At 63.4% G+C, this 18,576-nt stretch carries 13 protein-coding genes; 7 read left to right on the top strand and 6 right to left on the bottom strand.

From position 1 onward, the window contains the following. Window positions 1–14 precede the first annotated feature (14 nt). Window positions 15–1,172 (bottom strand): acetylornithine deacetylase, encoded by a 1,158-nt coding sequence (gene argE, locus RFM68_RS03840; RefSeq protein ID WP_320231330.1) that lies wholly within the window; start codon window positions 1,170–1,172, stop codon window positions 15–17. Window positions 1,173–1,387: 215 nt separating this feature from the next. Between argE and RFM68_RS03835 the strand changes: the two genes are divergently transcribed. Beyond that, complete coding sequence (locus RFM68_RS03835; protein WP_320231329.1) at window positions 1,388–3,457, top strand: oxidoreductase; 2,070 nt, start codon at window positions 1,388–1,390, stop codon at window positions 3,455–3,457. Between the two features lie 86 nt (window positions 3,458–3,543). Here the strand turns inward: RFM68_RS03835 and RFM68_RS03830 are convergent, their stop codons facing one another. Next, entirely contained in the window at window positions 3,544–4,587 is a 1,044-nt protein-coding gene (locus RFM68_RS03830; protein WP_320231328.1) for a helix-turn-helix transcriptional regulator, read from the bottom strand. A gap of 193 nt (window positions 4,588–4,780) precedes the next feature. Here RFM68_RS03830 and RFM68_RS03825 point away from each other — a divergent pair, with 193 nt between their 5' ends. The 6 genes from RFM68_RS03825 (at window position 4,781) to RFM68_RS03800 (ending at window position 13,885) form a co-directional block, all read left to right on the top strand. Further along, entirely contained in the window at window positions 4,781–7,147 is a 2,367-nt protein-coding gene (locus RFM68_RS03825; protein ID WP_320231327.1) for a beta-glucosidase family protein, read from the top strand. 101 nt (window positions 7,148–7,248) lie between these two features. Beyond that, window positions 7,249–8,484, top strand: a complete 1,236-nt coding sequence (locus RFM68_RS03820; protein ID WP_320231326.1) for an ABC transporter substrate-binding protein — start codon at window positions 7,249–7,251, stop codon at window positions 8,482–8,484. A gap of 123 nt (window positions 8,485–8,607) precedes the next feature. Further along, window positions 8,608–9,483, top strand: coding sequence for a carbohydrate ABC transporter permease (locus tag RFM68_RS03815; protein WP_320231325.1), 876 nt, complete (start codon window positions 8,608–8,610; stop codon window positions 9,481–9,483). Continuing rightward, complete coding sequence (locus tag RFM68_RS03810) at window positions 9,480–10,364, top strand: carbohydrate ABC transporter permease (protein WP_320231324.1); 885 nt, start codon at window positions 9,480–9,482, stop codon at window positions 10,362–10,364. The genes RFM68_RS03815 and RFM68_RS03810 overlap by 4 nt, the downstream gene beginning before the upstream one ends. A 2-nt stretch (window positions 10,365–10,366) precedes the next feature. Then, window positions 10,367–11,437 carry an ABC transporter ATP-binding protein gene (locus RFM68_RS03805; RefSeq protein WP_320231323.1) on the top strand — a complete coding sequence of 357 codons (1,071 nt, stop codon included), beginning with the start codon at window positions 10,367–10,369 and terminating at the stop codon, window positions 11,435–11,437. Between the two features lie 75 nt (window positions 11,438–11,512). Next, the gene (locus RFM68_RS03800; protein WP_320231322.1) at window positions 11,513–13,885 is read left to right on the top strand and encodes a beta-glucosidase family protein; all 2,373 of its coding nucleotides are present in this window, start codon (window positions 11,513–11,515) and stop codon (window positions 13,883–13,885) included. Between the two features lie 333 nt (window positions 13,886–14,218). Here the strand turns inward: RFM68_RS03800 and RFM68_RS03795 are convergent, their stop codons facing one another. The 4 genes from RFM68_RS03795 to RFM68_RS03780 are packed head-to-tail and all read right to left on the bottom strand — an operon-like array spanning window position 14,219 to window position 18,570. Next, the gene (locus RFM68_RS03795; protein WP_320231321.1) at window positions 14,219–15,325 is read right to left on the bottom strand and encodes a class I SAM-dependent methyltransferase; all 1,107 of its coding nucleotides are present in this window, start codon (window positions 15,323–15,325) and stop codon (window positions 14,219–14,221) included. Between the two features lie 13 nt (window positions 15,326–15,338). Next, window positions 15,339–15,917 carry a DUF3726 domain-containing protein gene (locus RFM68_RS03790; RefSeq protein ID WP_320231320.1) on the bottom strand — a complete coding sequence of 193 codons (579 nt, stop codon included), beginning with the start codon at window positions 15,915–15,917 and terminating at the stop codon, window positions 15,339–15,341. After that, on the bottom strand, window positions 15,914–17,569 hold the full coding sequence (locus RFM68_RS03785) for a hypothetical protein (RefSeq protein ID WP_320231319.1): 1,656 nt from the start codon (window positions 17,567–17,569) through the stop codon (window positions 15,914–15,916). Before RFM68_RS03785 ends, RFM68_RS03790 begins: the two co-directional genes overlap by 4 nt. Then, complete coding sequence (locus tag RFM68_RS03780; RefSeq protein WP_320231318.1) at window positions 17,566–18,570, bottom strand: Ldh family oxidoreductase; 1,005 nt, start codon at window positions 18,568–18,570, stop codon at window positions 17,566–17,568. The genes RFM68_RS03785 and RFM68_RS03780 overlap by 4 nt, the downstream gene beginning before the upstream one ends. Between the last annotated feature and the right edge of the window lie 6 nt (window positions 18,571–18,576).

Genomic DNA, 18,576 nt, shown 5'->3' with positions numbered 1-18,576 from the left:
GGCTGCCGTGCGGATCACGGCCAGCCGTCGGTGAGCCGTTCCAGCAATCTGTTCAGCATCTCGTCGCAACGCCGCAGCTGTTCGACGCTGACAAATTCGTCCGGCTTGTGTCCCTGCACCATGGAACCCGGACCGCAGACGACAGCCGGCGTGCCGAGATCGCGGCTGAACAATCCGCCTTCCGTGCCATAGGCGACTTTCACAGTGTCGTTGGCTCCGGTCAGCGATTTGACGAAGGCGACCGCTTCCGAAGCTGCTGGCGTGTCGAGGCCCGGATAGGTGTTGGTGATGTCGATATCGATCGCGGCCTCGGCCGCGATCGAAGCGGCATCCTCGGCAATGCGCGCAGCATCGCCGCGCAGCCTGTCGAGAATGCCCGCGGCGTCGTCGGCGGCAATGTTGCGGATCTCGAAATCGACATAGCAGAGGTTGGGCACGATGTTGAGCGCGACGCCGGCATTGATCTTGCCCACATGCACGGTCGTGTAGGGAATGTCGTAGTCGCCGTCGCGGGCGCCGTCGCGGGCCAGCCGTTCCTGTTCGTCACGAAGCGCGCGCACGAAATCGCAACCGAGATGGATGGCGTTGAGCGCCAGCGGGGCGAGAGCGGAATGGCCCTGGCGTCCCCTGCAGACGGCGCGAGCCGCGAGCTTGCCCTTGTGCCCGGTCGCCACCTGCATGCTGGTCGGTTCGCCGACGATGCATAGCAGCGGGCGTTGCGGCGCTGCGCTCAGCATCTCGATCAGGTCGCGCACGCCCAGGCAGCCGACCTCCTCGTCGTAAGAGAGCGCCAGATGCAGGGGCGTGCGGAGCGCCATCTTCGATGCCTTGAGGCACGCAGCAAGAGCGCAGGCCACAAAACCCTTCATGTCCGCCGCGCCGCGTCCGTAAAGCTTGCCGTCGCGCTCGGTCATTTCGAACGGAGGCAGCGTCCAGTTCTGGCCGTCAACGGGCACCACGTCGGTATGGCCGGACAGCATGATGCCGGGCCTGTCGGCCGGTCCGATGGTGACAAAGAGATTGGCCTTATGGCCATCCGCGCTGTGGATGATCCGGCAGGCGATGCCGCTCGCTCCGAGCAGGTCCGCCGCATAGCTGATCAGGTCGAGGTTCGAGTCGCGGCTCACCGTCGGGAATGCGATCAGCCGTTCGAGAATCCTGATGCTGCCCATGTCTCTTGTCCCGTTGCTGCAACCGGCTGTCTACATCGTGCGCTCGCAGCCCTGAAGTCGCATTTGGCTCTGCGCCGGTTTATCGCAGACTAATCCACCCAATGTGCGATTAGGCGCGTCCTAATCCGCACAGAAGAAATCCGTAGTTGTCCCGCGCCGGCGCCAACTTATGAGTAGTTTCGGCGGCAGCGCCAAGCCGACGGGAAGGAAGCTATATGCGCGACCCACGCTACGACATCCTGTTCGAGCCGATGAGGATAGGTCCGGCGACGGCCAAGAACCGCTTCTATCAGGTTCCCCATTGCAATGGCGGCGGCTATCGCGATCCGTCGGCCGCGGCCGAGATGCGCCGCATCAAGTCGGAAGGCGGATGGGGCGTGATCTTCACCGAGCAGACGGAAATGCATCACACCTCCGAGATCACGCCGTTCATCGAGCTCAGGCTATGGGACGATGCCGATATCCCGGCCCTGGCCAAGATGGCGAGAGCCATGCACGAGCACGGGGCGCTCGCCGGCATCCAGCTTGCCTATTCCGGCATCAACGGTCCCAATCTCTACACCAAGGAGGTGCCGCGCGGACCGTCGGCTCTGCCGATCCGCACCTTCACCAACGATCCGGTGCAGGCGCGCGCCATGGACAAGCAGGATATCCGCGACCTGCGCCGCTGGCACCGCAATGCCTTCAAGCGCGCCAGGCAGGCGGGTTTCGACCTGGTGTGCCTCTACGGCGCGCATGGCTTCGGCATCATCCAGCATTTCCTGTCGACGGCCACAAACCAGCGCAGCGACGAATATGGGGGCTCGCTGGAGAACCGCTCGCGGCTGATGCGCGAGCTGATCGAGGAAGGGCGCGACGCGATCGGCGACACATGCGGCCTGACGCTCAGGCTGTCGCTGGACGAGATGATCGGCGACCTCGGCTTCGCCAACTCAGAGGTCCGCGACATGATCGAGATGCATGCCGAACTGCCGGATCTGTGGGATCTCGCCCACGGCGCCTGGGAGGATTGCTCGGGGCCGTCGCGCTTCAAGGAAGAAGCGGCGCAGGAGAGCCTGGTCTCCGGCATCAAGAAGCTGACCTCGAAGCCGGTCGTCGGCGTCGGCCGCTTCACTTCGCCCGACGTGATGGTCAGGATGATCAAATCGGGCACGCTCGACTTCATCGGCTGCGCCCGGCCGTCGATCGCTGATCCCTTCCTGCCCAGGAAGGTCGAGGAAGGCCGCATCGAGGACATCCGCGAGTGCATCGGCTGCAATATCTGCATCACCGGCGACATGACGATGTCGATCTCGCGCTGCACGCAGAATCCGACCTTCATGGAGGAATGGCGCAAGGGCTGGCATCCTGAGCGCATGCAGGCCAAGGGCGACAGCGACAGCGTGCTGATCGTCGGCGCCGGACCCGCCGGACTGGAGGCAGCGCGCGCGCTCGGCCTGCGCGGCTATCAGGTGGCCATCGCGGAAGCGGGCACCGAGCTCGGCGGGCGCGTGGCGCGCGAGAGCCTGCTTCCTGGCCTCTCGGCCTGGGGCCGTGTGCGCGACTATCGCCAGTACCAGCTCGGACAGATGCCGAACGTCGACATCTATTTCGAAAGCCGGCTGTCGGCGGACGACATCCTGTCGTTCGGCTTCCAGAATGTCGCCGTCGCCACTGGATCGACCTGGCGGCGGGACGGCGTGGCCCGTGCCCATGTCGTGCCGATGCCGATCGAGGCCGCCATGCCGCTCTACACGCCCGACGATCTGATGGACGGCAAGGTTCCGTCCGGCAACGTCGTGCTGTTCGACGACGATCACTATTACATGGGTGGCGTTCTCGCCGAGCTGATGGCGCGTCAGGGAGCCAAGGTGACCTTGGTGACCCCGTCAGCCTACGTTTCCGACTGGACCCGCAACACGCTGGAGCAGGGCGCCATCCACCGCCGCCTGGTGGAGCTGGGTGTCGATATCGTCCTCAACAGGACCGTCACGAATATCGCTTCGGGCGGCGTCGTCACGGCATGCGTCTATACCGGCGCGCGCCACGAGCTGGCGGCCGATGCCGTGGTTCTGGTCACGTCGCGCAATCAGGACGACGCCGTTTGGCGCGAGCTGAAAGCACGGGAACACGAGTGGGCCGACAATGGCATCCGCTCGATCAAGGTCGTCGGCGATGCCGAAGCGCCGGGGCCGATCGCCTGGGCAACCTATGCCGGTCACCGCTTCGCCCGCGAGCTGGACGAACCCGGCATCGGCGATGCCTTGCCCTTTCGGCGGGAAGTGACCGCGCTGGCGGCGGACTAGCCGTGTTCGTTCAACCGCTGTGGCGGAATGGTCGTCGAATCCCGACCCGGACGGACATGCTGGCAGCACGCATTGTGCGAAGGGTTTCAGCGCGAACTTGCATTATAGGGAGCACGCAGGGTGACCTGCCGGCGCCCGATCGCGTTGATCCCGAGGGAAACTTCCGCGGCCTTGCCAATCTCCGCGGCATGGCGCGTGAGTAGCCTCAATGTCTCGGCCGCGTCCTCCTCGGTCAATTTGCTTTTGGCGCCGCGCAGCCCCTGTCCGCGCCGATATTCCGCAGGGCTGCAGCCGAAGCGGGCTCTGAATTTGTTGTAGAAGACCGCCGGGTTGCCGAAGCTGTTGCGCTCCATGATCACGCTGATCGTATGATCGGTGATCCGAAGCTCATGCGCGGCGGCGTCCAGCCGCTGGTTCAGGCAATAATCGCGATAGCCTATTCCCAAGTGACGTTTGAACAGGCGCGACAGGTGGCTGAGGGTCAGGCCCTCGGCATCCGCGATCTCGCTCAGGGTTTGGTTGTCTTGCTGTCCTTGGACAGCGTCCATGATCTTGAGTATGCGATTGCGGCTGGCGGAGCGGAGCTGGGCCGCCGCCCCATCGGACTCGTCATAGGGGATCGCGCGGTAGACGAAGCAGGCCAGCAGATTGGCAACGGTATCTCGAACCATCATCTCCTCGGGATGCCCCGCCTGGTCGAGGATCAGCCGCGCCATCAGCGCCTTCATAGGAGCGATCCTGTTCATGAAAGAACGACCGTGAAGGAAGGTGCGGCACAGATAATGCCGGGACGAAAAACCGGGCAACCCGAGCCGCTCGAAGTATGCGGCGTCGAGATGTACGCCGCAGATGAGGGCATCGGGTGAGACCGACGCGGAATTGTGCGGCACGTCCGAATTGATGACGATCACGTCGTTCGGGTTCATCTCGCAAACCTGTCCATCAACCACCAGTCGAAACCTGCCGCGCAGCACAAGAAGTATCTCCATGTCACGATGCCAGTGATAGGGAACCTCAATGGCGCCGTGGACGAAGGCCCAAAAGTGTTGCGTCACAGCGGGGGCATGGTCTTCAAAGCCGGCATCCTGTTTGCCGCGCAGCTGGCCAGGCATCAAATAGGCGATGTTCATATCTCGTCCTCCGTGACGGCATCGCGGAGTAAGCATCAAAAACTGTCGTACTTCCAGAACAAGTTTCGCGGCTAGATTTGCGACCTTCCGGGTGTCATCAAAGTGTCGTCCCGGAGGAGATCGGACGCCCAGGCGCTGCCCGCGAATTGGCGGGCAGCGAGCTGACGGCGCGTGGCAAAACGGATGAATGTGCATGAGCTGGAATGTTTCGGACAGGCAGTTGGCCGCGCTCGTCGCGGAAATGACCGTCGAGGAGAAGGCTGCCGCGGTCAGCGGTCACGGTTTGTGGCGCACCGCCGCCAACTATCGCCTCAACATTCCGGAATTGCTGATGACGGACGGCACCTACGGGGTCCGTTACTCGATCGATCAGATCGACGGCATGCAGGATGACGATGGCCAGCTGGCGGCCTTCCTCGGCGTCGTCAACACGGATCTTTCGACGGGCGTCGAGAGCGCCTTCGGTTCGACCCGTCCCGCAACCTGTTTCCCGAACGGCTCCTCGCTGGCCTGTTCGTGGGATGTCGGCCTCGCCCATGAGCTCGGCGAGGCGCTGGCCGCCGAATGCCAGGCTTTCGGCGTCAACATTCTGCTCGGCCCCGGCATCAATATCCGCCGCACGCCGCTCGCCGGCCGAAGCTACGAATATTATTCCGAGGATCCGATGCTTAGCGGGGAGGTTGCCGCAGCCGTTATCAACGGTCTGCAGCAAAATGGCGTCGGTGCCTCGCTGAAGCATTTCGCCTGCAACAATTCCGAAGTCCAGCGCACGACGATGAGCTCCGTCGTCGAAGAGCGCGCCTTGCGCGAGGTCTATCTCGCGGGCTTCGAGCGGGCCATCCGCAAGGGCAATCCCTGGACGGTGATGAGTTCCTACAACCGGCTGAATGACGTCCAGGCGGCGGAGAGCCATTGGCTGCTGACCGAGGTGTTGCGGCACGAGTGGAGCTACGACGGCGTCGTCGTTTCCGATTGGCATGGGATCAAGGACCGTCCCGCGTCGGTCAATGCCGGCAACGATCTCGACATGCCGGAAAGCGGCGCGCGCAAGCAGGAATTGATCGATGCGGTCAAGGACGGCCGGGTGCCGGCGGAGGCGCTCGACCGGTCCTGCCTACGCATCCTCAAGCTAGTCCGCACCGCGCGCAACGCCATCAGGCCGAATGCCGAGGTCGACTTCAAGAAGCATCATGCGCTGTCGCGACGCATGGCGGCGGAATCGATCGTGCTTCTTAAAAACGAGACGGCGGTCCTGCCCGTCGATGCGGCGAAGGTCGGGAAGATCGCCGTGGTCGGCGCGGCCGCCGTCGAGCCGGTCATCCAGGGTTCCGGCTGCGCGACGACGCGTCCGACAGAAGTCGATATTCCGCTGGACGAAATCCGCAGGCTTGCTCCCAACGCAGCGATCAGCTTCCATGGCGCGACGGATTTCGAAGCCGGCAGCCCGTCCGAACAATCGGCTCTCGCAGCGGTCGAGGCGGCCGATGTGGTGCTGTTCTTCGGCAATACCGAGGTCGGCTATGACGGCGAAGGCTCCGACCGCACGCATCTTAGCCTTCACGCCGGCCAGGATGAGCTGATCGGGCGTCTCGGCAGGCACAGCGGAAAGATCGTCGTCATCCTATTTGCTCCGGATGCCGTCGCCATGCCGTGGATCGATGGTGTCCAGGCCGTTATAGCCGCTTTCTTCGGCGGGCAGGGCGTGGGCAAGGCCATCGCCGATGTCCTGTTCGGCAAGCAGAACCCCTGCGGCAAGCTGACGGTGACATTCCCGGTTCAGAAGGAAGACATTCCGGGCTATCTCACCTATCCGGGCGAGAACGGCCGTCACGTCTACAGCGAGGGCATCCATGTCGGCTATCGCCACTATGACAAACGCAAGCTCGCTCCGCTGTTCCCATTCGGCTTCGGGCTCAGCTATTCAACCTTCGAGTACTCCAACATTTCCACCAGTGCCGACCGTATCGATGCTTCGAGCACGCTCCGCATAGCGTTCGACGTCACCAACACGGGCGGCGTTGCCGGCAAGGAGATCGCCCAGGTCTATGCGCGGCCGCACAATTCCCGCCTGATCCGGCCGATCCGCGAGCTCAAGGGTTTTGCGAAGGTCGAGCTGCGGCCCGGCGAAACCAAGCGCGTCGAGGTGACGATCGACAGCCGGGACTTGCGCTACTACGACCCTGCCTACCGGCAATGGCTGCTGGACGCCGGCCGGATCACCTTCGAAGCCGGAGCGTCCTCGCGGGACATCCGCCTCGAGAAGACGGTCGAGGTGGCGGCACCGGCGTTGCCGTCCACGATCCTCGACTTGGAGAGCCAACCCTACCTGGTGCTGGAGCAGGACTTCGCCCGTCGCCGCTTCCACGACTTCCTCAAAGCACAGCTCGATCTCGATGACGAGGAGGCTGGCAGAATGATGGAGTACTGCGCCAGCTCCTTCCTGGGGATCTACAAAACCGTGTCCTGGGTGGCCGGCGAAAAGATCTCCAAAGCCGCGATGGCCTCATTTCTCGACAATCTCAACAAGGAGATCGGCGAGACAGTCAGCAAGGCAGCATGACGTGACGACGGCGCCGTTCGACGCTGACCGAACAGCGCGCCCCAACCGCCGCTCCGGACGTACCGGGGGCTGAGATCAACCGAAACAACAGGGGAACTGAGATGAATTTGCGACGCTTTACTTCAACGATATCCGTCCTCGGCCTTCTCGCCGGTTCCAGTGCCGCGCTCGCGCAGACCGTCGATGTGCAGCACTACTGGACGAGCTCCAGCGAATCCAAGGCGATGAACACCGTGGCCAACGCCTTCAAGGCGAAGGGAGGCAAGTGGATCGACAGCCCCTCCGCGGACTTCGACGCCGCGCTTGCGGCCGCCACCAGCCGCATCGCCGGCGGCGAACCGCCTTCCGCCATCCTGATGACGCCGAACTCCGCCTTCCGCGACCTTGCCGGTTCCGGCCAACTGCGTGATTTCGATGACCTCGCCAGCAAGGGCGGCTGGCAAAAGGTGATGTCGCCGCTTGTGTGGAGCAAGCTCAATGTCGGCGACCACCTTGTGGCTCTGCCTGTCGGCATCCACGCGCAGAACTGGGTCTGGTATTCCAAGCCTCTCCTGGACGAACTGAAGATCGAGCAGCCCAAGACGTTCGACGAGCTCTTCGCCGCCGCGGACAAGATCAAGGCGTCCGGCCGCATCGCCATCGCCACGGGCGGCGAGCCGTGGCAGGAAGTGGGCATCCTCTTCAGCTCGATCCTGGCGCTCGGCGGTCCGGACTACTGGAACGAACTGATTGTGAAGCGTTCCCCCGAGGCGCTAAAATCGCCGGTGCTGGCAAAGGCCTTCGACACCTTCCGCAGGGTATCGACCTATGCCGACCCCGCCAGCCCTGGCCGTTCCTGGAACGACACCACGAACCTCGTCGTCACCGGCAAGGCCGGCTTCCAGTTCATGGGCGACTGGGCGCGCGGCGAATTCCTTGCCGCCGGCAAGGTTGCCGGCAAGGATTTCGGATGTTTCCTCACGCCCGGCGACAAGCCGAGCTATGCGATCCTGATCGACGTCTTCGCCTTCCCCGTCAACAAGGACGAGGACCGCATCAATGGCCAGACGATGCTTGCGGAATCGGTCATGGATCCCGCCGTGCAGGAGCAGATCGCCGAGGTCAAAGGCTCGGTGCCGTCCCGCACCGATGTCGATACCACCAAGCTCGACGTCTGCGCGCAGCTCGGCGCCAAGACGCTCGCGACACAGGGCGCCGCGGTGCAGGCGGCCTATGATGCGCTGGCGGGCGACTTGAATGGACAGGTGACCGATCTTGCCACCCAGTTCTGGACCGACAAGTCCATGACGACGGAAGCCGCGGTCGAGAGTTTCTCGAAAATACTGCAGAGCGAATGACAAGCTATGCCGGGTCGCAGTCTCGCGGCCCGGCATGCTGCTGTTGTCAAGGGCCACTAATGCGCGGAAGCCAGGATGGCTAACGTGGACGCCACCTCGCCATCGACGCGGCTTGGAGGGAGAATGAAGACCTGGCTGCACAAGCAGACCTTCAAGCCGGATATCACGGTTGCCGTGTTCTTCGGCGTCGTCGCCATATTCTTCTACGGGTCGATCCTGTGGACCTTCTATATGTCGCTGACGCGCTCGACGTTGATGCCCAGCTACGAGGTGATCGGCTTGGATCAGTACGTCAAGCTGTTCACCAACTACCGCTGGCTCGTGTCATGCATGAACATGGTGATCTTCGGCGTGCTGGTCATCGCCGGGACGCTCAGCTTCGGCACGATACTGGCAATCTTTGCAGACCGCCGCATCCAGGCTGAATCGCTGTTCCGAACCATTTTCCTCTATCCGCTCGCCGTCTCGCTGATCGTGACCGGACTGTCCTGGCGATGGGTACTGGACCCGGTCAACGGCCTGCAGGGTCTGATGCGAAACGCGGGGTGGGAAAGCTTCACCTTCGATTGGCTGACCAATCCCGACCGCGCCATCTACACGCTCGTCATCGCCAGCATCTGGCATTCCTCGGGCTTGGTGATGGTCATCGTCCTGGCCGGTTTGCGCGGCGTCGACAACGACCTCTGGAAGGCCATCCGGATGGAGGGCGTTCCGCTCTGGCGCGCCTATCTGCAGGTGATTTTTCCCGGCATGCGGCCGGTGATTGCTTCCTGCGTTGTGCTGCTGATGTCCGAGGTGATCCGGGGCTACGACCTGGTCATCGCCATGACCAAGGGCGGGCCAGGCATCGCCACCGAAATGCCGGCCAAGTTCGCCGTCGACTTCTACTTCGCCCGCGTCAATTTGGGCCTCGCCTCGGCGGCGTCGATCGTCATGCTGCTGCTCTCGCTGCTGATGCTTTTGCCCTATTTCTACAGCGAATTCAGGAGGCGAACGTGACCCGCGCCATCAAAGTCGAGAGACCGGTGTTCGGGCCGCGCGTCGCGCGCTTCGGTCTCTATGTATTTCTCGTCGTGTCGGCGGCGTTCTTCCTGCTGCCCTTGCTTTTGATCGTCAGCAATTCGCTCAAACCGCTGGAGGAGATCCGGCAGGGCAATCTGCTCGCTTTGCCTGTCAGGCCGACTTTCGACGCCTGGATCACGGCCTGGAAGAGTGCCTGCACCGGGCTCGAGTGCGGCGGGGTTCGTCCCGGGCTGTGGAATTCGATAAAGATCGCGGTACCGAGCGTAGCGATCTCCACGCTGGTGGGCGCGCTCAACGGTTACGCCTTGGCGCAATGGAAATCGCGCCGCGCCAACCTGATCATGCTGCTGGTCACCGTAGGCCTGTTCATTCCCTATCAGGCCATGCTCTACCCGACGGTTAAGATCCTGAGCAGCATGGGGCTGTTCCGCACCTATGCGGGCATCGTCCTGGTGCATGTGATCTACGGCCTGCCCTACACGACGCTGCTCTTCCGCAACTTCTACGTCGGGGTGCCCGACGAGATCAGCCGGGCCGCCCGCATGGAGGGCGCCAGCTTCCTCAGGACATTCTGGTCGGTCATCCTGCCGATTTCGACCAACATTCTCGTCGTCGTGGCGATCCTGCAATTCACCGGCATATGGAACGACTACCTGCTGGGCCTGATCTTTGCCGGCAACGACAATCTGCCGATGACGGTGCAACTGACGAACATCGTCAACAACGCGCGCGGCTCCGTCTCGCCCAACGTCAACATGGCCGCGGCCGTCATCACGGCCATTCCGACGCTTGTGGTCTACTTTCTTTCAGGTCGCTATTTCGTGCGCGGCATCGCCGCCGGCGCGGTCAAGGGATAGAAATGTCAAGAGTGTCCATCCGCCAGATCAGGAAATCCTTCGCCGGCCTTACAGTGCTGGACTGCGTCGACATGGAGATTGCGCCCGGCGAGTTTGTCGTCATTCTCGGCTCCTCGGGATGCGGCAAGTCCACCTTGCTCAACGTGATCGCGGGCCTGGACGATTGCGATTCCGGCCAGATACTCATCGACAATGTCGATGTCAGCGGCCTGGAACCCAGCCAGCGCGGGCTTGCGATGGTTTTCCAGTCCTATGCGCTGTTCCCGGCCATGACGGTGCGGCGCAACCTCTCCTTCGGCATGGAAATCGCCGGCACGCCCAAGACGGCGATCGCCGAGAAGGTCGCATGGGCAGCCAGGCTGCTGCAGATCGAGGCTCTGCTCGACCGCAAGCCAAGCCAGCTTTCAGGCGGCCAGCGGCAGCGCGTGGCGATCGGGCGGGCGCTGGTCCGCTCCTCCAGCATCTGCCTGTTCGACGAGCCGCTCTCCAATCTCGATGCCAAGTTGCGCGCCGAGACGCGGGTGGAGCTCAAGCTGCTCCATGAGACGCTGCAGTCGACAATGATCTATGTGACGCATGACCAGATCGAGGCCATGACCATGGCCGACCGCGTGGCGGTCATGCACAAGGGCGGGGTGGAGCAGTTCGCGGAGCCGCAGACGGTTTACGAAAAACCTGCCAGCCTGTTCGTGGCCGGCTTCATCGGTTCTCCGTCGATGAACTTCCTGAGGGGGCATCTGGAGGGGACGCGACGCTTCAAGGCGCATGAGGTTTGCCTCGACGCGTCGCCTTACGGTTTCGCGACCGAGCCGACGGCCGCGGAGGCGATATTGGGTATACGCTGCGAAGATGTCGATGTCGTCGAGCACGGCACGCCCGACAGCATTCCAGCGACGCTCGCCTTCACCGAGCTTCTGGGCGCCGATGCGCTCGGCTGGTTCGACTGCCTCGGTCAGCGGTTCAGTGTGAAGCTGACCGTCGATGCGGCCAGGGCGATGCAAAAGGACGTTGGTTTTCGCTTCAACATGTCCAAGGCCTCGTTCTTCTCGGCGGCGACGGAACGGCGGCTATGACGGCGTCGCCGCGACGCGCCGGAGCAATGCTGGACCCTGCCGATCTTGTTCCACGGTCATTTTCGGAGACTTCAAATGACGAATGAAAAGTTCATCGCCGGCGACTTCGCGGCCTTGGTGGCTGAGATGACGGACGAGGAGAAGGTCTCGCTGCTCGCCGGCCACCATATGTGGAAGACACAGGAGATCGACCGGCTGGGCATTCCGCACATCGTCATGACCGATGGCACCTATGGTGTGCGGTACTCCATCCCGCAGATTGACGGTGACGAGGCCGGCGGCGTGGATTTCGCGGCGTTCCTGTCGGTGGTGAACCAGCGGGCGGACCATGTGCAGACCGCCTGGGGGCAGATGAAACCCGCCACCTGCTTTCCTAACGGGACCAGCCTGGCCTGTTCCTGGGACGTCGATCTGGCGCACCAGCTGGGCGAAGCGCTGGCTCGGGAGTGCCAGGAATTCGGCGTGCATCTGTTGCTGGGTCCAGGGATCAATATCCGGCGCACACCGCTTGGCGGACGCTCCTATGAGTATTACTCGGAAGATCCGGTGCTGACTGGGGATTTTGCCGCCGGTGTCATCAAGGGCCTGCAGGAGAACGGCGTCGGCGCTTCCCTGAAGCATCTCGCCTGCAACAATTCCGAGATCGAGCGCACCACGATGGACTCTGTCGTGGAGGAAAGGGCGCTTCGCGAGATCTACCTCAAGGGCTTCGAGCGGGCGATCCGCCAGAGCGAGCCGTGGACCGTCATGAGCTCCTACAACCGGCTCAACGGCGTTCAAGCCGCGCAGAACGCCTGGCTGCTCACCAAGGTGCTGCGCGATGAATGGGGTTACGGCGGGCTGGTCGTCTCCGACTGGCACGGCGTCAAGGACAGGCCGGCCTCGCTGATTGCCGGCAATGATCTGGACATGCCGGAAAGCGAAACCCGCAAGGCCGATCTTCTGGCGGCGATCGAAGCGGACAACGTTGACCGGGCACTGGTCGATCGCGCCTGTGAACGCGTTCTCGATCTGGTCAGCAAGGCCAAGCGAGGCGAGGATCGAACAATGACGTTCGATCGGGCGGAGCATCACGCGCTTGCTCGCCGCCTGGCTGCGGAATCGATGGTCCTGCTGAAGAACGATGTTGGCCTCCTGCCGATTTCGAAGGCCAGCGTTAGGCGGATCGCGATTGTGGGAGAGGGCGCCGCGGCTCCCGTCATCCAGGGCTCGGGCTGCGCGACGACGATACCGACATCCAAGGACGTTCCGGTCGAAGAAATCCGCAAGCTCGCCGGAAGCGAGATCAAGATCGATGTGTTTCAGGCAACGAGCGAGATCGCTTCGGAGCGCGAAGCACTGATCATCGAGGCGGAACAGGGCGTAGCCGGCGCCGATATCGTCCTGGTCTTCGTGAACACGGAAAATGGTTATGACGGCGAAGGTTCCGATCGCCGCTCGCTCGGCCTCGCGCCGGGCCATGACGCGCTGGTGGAGCGGCTTGCCTGCGCCAATTCCAACATTGTCGCCGTCATATCGAGCCCCGATGCGGTGGTTATGCCCTGGATCGGAGACGTGCCGGCGGTCATTGAGATGTTCTTCTCCGGTCAGGCGACCGGAGGTGCCGTCGCCGACCTCCTGTTCGGCCGCGTGAACCCGTCGGGCAAGCTCACAACTACCTTCCCGAAGCGCATGGAGGACATGCCGACCCATCTCACCTATCCCGGCGAAAACGGGCGGCACGTCTACAGCGAGGGAATTTTCGCGGGCTATCGTTGGTACGACGCGCGCGGCATCGAGCCCCTTTTCCCTTTCGGCTTCGGGCTGAGCTACACCGAGTTCGCCTATTCCAACCTGGCGCTTGACCGCACCATCCTGCGCTCCGGCGAGAAGGTCGCTGTCAGCTTTGCCGTGACGAACATCGGAAAGGTCGCTGGCAAGGAAATCTGCCAGGTCTACGCCCGGTATGGGCAGCCAAGGTTGAAGCGCCCGGTGCGCGAGCTGAAGGGATTTGCCAAGCTCGAGCTGAATCCGGGTGAGAGCAGGGTCGTGACACTGCAAATCGCGGCGGAAGACCTTTGCGTCTACGATACCGCGCTTCAAGCCTGGACGCTCGACAATGACGGGATCACCATCGAGGTGGCATCGTCGTCACGCGACATCCATCTAAAGGCGGAATTGCATACTGTCTCCGACGCGGTGCACCGGCGCATCGAATGGGACACGCAACCGGTCTTCGTGCTCGAAAACCCGGTTGCCCGCAGCAAGTTCAACCGCTTCCTCCAGAAGCAACTCGACATTTCTTCGGAAGATGCCGAACGCATGCTGGAACACTGCGCCAACTCGTTCGTCGGCATCTTCACGACCTTCGATCGCCGCTTCCGCCACACCTTTCCGAAAGCCGATGTCGAAGCCCTTCTTGCCGAGATCAACCAGGAATCAGTCAGGCAGGAGCGTCGCGCCGCTTAGAGCAGTTCAGCGTTTCACAGAATCGCCGAACCGTTCTAAGTCTTTGTTTCCTCGCAATTCCGGACGGAAGGCTACGGCGAAGTCGCCGAGCCCAACCGCTGCGCACTTTTCCTGGAATTGCTCTAGCAGGCTGTTGAAAAACTGTTTTGTTCACGGAACGTATCAGAGTCAGACCGAGCACAAATCAGAGTCAAAACGGGTATCTCTGAGACTTCTTCAACAACCTGCTAGATGCACGCGGCGGTGAGCGTACGTTTCCGAAGCGGGCAGCCGGCGCGGCTGGGCGTTCCCTACCTGAGAGGTTAGAAGGGGCGCATAGGGCTTCCTGTCCCGTCACAGTTTGACGATCTGTGTTACACAATGGACGTAGTCCATGCGGTGCTCGTCGGGCGCTCGCGCGACGTCAGCTTCGTAAGCGTTGTAAAAATCGTCGATGATTGCGGAGCGTTCGTTTGCGGGGCGCGAGGAGTCGAGCGCGTTTGCAAAAACGGTCTCGGACCAGGAGCGCAGCGTCGGCACATAGGCCCTGGCGAAATCTTGCGCATTGCGATGGGTCCGGAACGCCTCGGCATAGGGGCAGGGCGTCACCATGGTGAACATCTTCTCCAGTCTTAGTCCCGCTTGAGACACCGACGAAGCGGGATCGCGGAACGGCGCCGCGAACTCCTGCGGCGTCTTGTAGAATTGCTGGAACGTCGCGTTGACGTATTCGGTCTCGCTGATACGCCCGGCTCGAAGCAGATCGCGCCAATGGCGCGCGAAGCAATCGAACATGTCGACTGCCGTCGTATGTCCGAGATAGTGCCCTTCTTCGTCGATACAGAAATTGGCCAGCGCAAGCCGCCCACCCGAGCGAAGTTCGCGCGCCCGGGCAAGCAGGATCGTCTCCCAGTCGCGAAGGGCCTGGGTACGGAACTGCTCGCGTTCGGCATTACTCGCGCCGACCGCCTGGACATGGTCGGCGATCATGCAAGGTCGTTTGCTGATCCAATGCATCGCCGTGGCGGAAAAGCCGAACGACAGGGAATTGTCGGGCAGGACCTGGCGGTAGAAGCTGGTACCGCTGCCGAAGATGTAGAGGGCAGGGGTGTCCGCCAGCGGCATGTCGGTGGAAGGCCCAAGAAGGCCCTGGCTGAGCCGGAACAGGGTCGAGAAATCGTTATGGGGTAGGTCGGTGTAGGTGATCGATATCGCCCGGTGCGGTTCCGTCTCCCGAACGGCGCCAACCAGCCGCCGCATCATGTCCATCGAGGTGCCGCCGTCCGCCGCGCCGAAATCGGCGATCGCGAATGGGTGGCCGTTGGCCAGTCGGGGCATCCTGGCGACAGCGTCGACGACCAGATCGGCGACCTTGTCGATGACGTATTTGGCGCCCACGGTGTTCGCCGAATAATAGCCGGCTCCGCGCATGGCGATCTTCTGGCCGTCGGTTGCGCTCATTGCCTTCTCCCCTTTATTCATCGTCCACCCGGCCTCCACCGGCACCGCGGACACGCGATCTTTCGCTCTCCGGCACATAGGTTTTGGCCGCAAACGAATTCAGCGCGGCAAGCGTCTGTTGGTCGACCGTCCCACGCTGTCCTGCAGCCGGCTGTTCGATCTCGGTGCGGCGTTCGATGACGACATCGGCCCGCGTCAGCAGCGCCGCCGGTTGAGCCATGCGCATGGTCGAGCGGCGCAGCATGGCGTCGAGCCAGATCGGCAGGCCGACATCGAGGATCGTCAGCGGCATCGCGTCCGCCGGAGGCGGATCGTCGAGTAGCAGGGCGGCGGTTCGGATGGGACAGAGCGGCCTTTCGGCAGGCTTGTCAGCCTCGCCTTTTCGCCAGCCCGCCGCGCGGGCAGGATCAGGTCCCGCGAAGGATTGCGCGTTTTCGGCGAGGCTAAGCATGGCCACGCCCCAGCTTTGATCTTCGACCGCGATCCGGCGAGCCGCGCGGCCGATATCCTCGGCTAGGCCCCATGAAAATCCGGCACCCCGCGCCGCCTTGGTGCTCAGCGTTTCCACCTCGTTGAGCGACAGGTCGATCACGCGGCTTCTCCTGTCGAAGCCGCCGCCGCGACATCCTCGATCAGGGGCTCGCCACTGAAGAGCGCGATCCGCAGCCAGCGATCGGAGCGAGGATCGAAACTGCGTGCGCCGAAAAACGCCAGCTTGGCGCGCAATATGTCGACCGGCCGCAATTCGGCGCCGATCAGATTGTCGCGGATCTCGGAATAGGGGAACCGGGCGACAATCTGGGCGCGCCGCGCCGCGTGGCGCCATTCCGGCCGGCGAAGCAGGAATTCCGCGACACGGCTCGAAGCCGGTTCCTGCGCCAGCGCGGCGGCCAGGTTGAGCGCATCGCGCGCGGTGGCCAAAGGCTGTTCAAGCTCGGCGCCGTCCTCCTCGAAGCGTTCGCCAAGCCGCGGCTCGAGCTTTTCCGCCGAGACGTACCAGAAACGCGCATTGGCGGCCGGTTCGGCGAAGTCGACGCTTTCCGCCCAGGAATAGCTGTCGAGAAGCGCCTGGCGCAGCGAACCGCAGGTCACGCTGCCATCGATGCCATGGCCGGGCGTCTCGTCGGCCTTCATCGTGTCGCCGAGATCATCGACCAGGTCGCCGTGCGGCTCGAGGATCAGGGAGACGCAGGCTTCCTGCCCCTCGAGCGAAAAGCGGTCTTCCGCCAGGCGATAGAGCGCATCCCACGGACGTGGTTTCGCCAGAAGCCGATCGAGATTTCCCGCCAGCGTAGCGAGATCGTCGGCCAATAGCCGGGTTGCGGCAGCCTGGCGGCTGTCGTCGCTGTACCAGCGGGCGACGCGTCGGCGCAGGTCGGTGAGGGCCTGCAAAAACGCTTTTCGTTCCGCTTCGCCGGCATACGGTTCAACGCGAACCCGCGCCAGCGCGGTTTCGCGGGCCAGGAACCAGCTATGCGTCAAGAGCGGATGGCGAACGAGGAAGGGAGCCATGCCCAGGCCGGTCGCATTGCCCACGCCGAGCGCCCGGCGCAAATCCGGCGCCAGCCTTGCCGCGCCGGTCGGATTGCGGCGATAGGCGATGTGATCGACCAGGTCGAGGATGAAGGACCGGATCAGCCAGACGGTGAGCATTTCCGCCTGAAAGGATCCCGAAAGCTCCGGCCGCGAGGCGATCTCGTCGCGATCGGCGATGCCGAACTTGCCGTTGCCGTAGACCGCCGTGGTGCGCATCAGATAGCCGACACCGAGCAGTTGCTCCTCGTCCGGCTGCCGTCCATGCGCCAGCGCTGAAGCGACTTCCTCGAACAGCCGCACACTCTTGTTCGCGCGGGCCAGGACGAGCTCGCGACCGGTGAAGCGGCCTGCCTCCTGCAAGGGCGCATTTGCCTCCAGCCGCGCGATCTCGGCAGCATCCGGCAATCCATCGTAGAGCACGTAGCTCGTGTCCCAGGCCTGCGCGATGACACGATCGGACCGCTTTTCGTCGTCGAGCGGCGTCGAGAACGCGACCAGGCTGTAGGTTCTTGCCGGTGTCTCGACCGCATAGACCGCTCGCCCAAACCCATTGTCGTCCAGTTCGAACCGGTCCTTTCGTGCGTGCCACTGCTCCCTGGTGGCGCGGCGGATCAGTTGGCGCAGGAAGCTGAGCCGTGTTGGATGCGCCGCGCCAAGCCGTTGAAGGCGCATGACGACTTCGGGCGGTCGCAGCGCGATTGCCGTCATGCGGCGTTCCCGGCGAGCGTCTCGAGATTGACAAGCGTTTCAGTCGCCACTTCGATGCCTTCGCTTGTGTTGCGCTCGCGTGCGGCAAAGCGCCTGGTTCCCGGAAGCCTCGTGTCGCCGACGAAGCAGCCGGCGACGGTGTCCAGCGTTCCCGCAAATGCGCCGCCCGAGGTAGCACCGGGTGCGATTGCCAGGAAGAACTGGCCGGTTCCCGGAGGACCTCCGGCGGTCCCGGAGAAGGGGCTGGCGACGAGCCCTGGGTTTGCTCCCGTCAGGCATGCTGCGAAGATTTCCACCAGCAGGGCAGACCCGACACCCTTGTAGCCGCCGGCCGGCGCCATCGTGCCCTTCAACGCTTCGCTGGCGTCGGTGGTCGTTTCGCCGCTTTGATCGAAGGCCCAACCGGGAGGGATCGGCTCGCCGGCGCGGGCACGCTTGATGATTTCGCTCTTGGCGACGACGCTCGCGCTCTGGTCGATGACGAACCGCGCGCCGCCGTGTCCGTCCGGGACCGCCAGCGACCAGGGATTTGTGCCGACGGCCGCCTTGCGGCCACCCCAGGGCGCGATCGAGGCCGGCGCGTTGGTGAATCCCAATCCGACCAAGCCGGCCCGCGCGATCCGTTCGGTATGATAGCCCAGCGCGCCGCAATTGTAGGAGTTGCGGATGGCTAAAGCCGCCACGCCTTGCGAACGCGCCGCTTCGATCAGCGGCGGCAGGCCGGTGGCAATTGCCGAGTGCGCAAAGCCGTTGCCGGCATCGACGGCGACAACCGCCGGCGCCGGCTGCGTCAGGCGCGGCTCGGCCAGTCCCAGAACCTTGCCGCAGGCCAGATGCTCGCAATAGGTCGGCAGGTACATCAGGCCGTGCGACTTCAGGCCGTCGCGTTCGGCCGCCGCGATGCCGGCAGCCAGGGCCCGGGCCTGCTGCTGGCTGGCGCCGTGCCGCATCAGCGCCGTGCAGGCGAGCGTCTCGATCCGGGCTTGCGTCAGGCGCATCATCTGGTC

This window comes from Mesorhizobium montanum (assembly GCF_033977145.1).
GTDB lineage: Bacteria > Pseudomonadota > Alphaproteobacteria > Rhizobiales > Rhizobiaceae > Mesorhizobium > Mesorhizobium montanum.
Note: the sequence above shows the minus strand (reverse complement) of the source record. Positions and strands in the feature narration are given on the sequence as shown.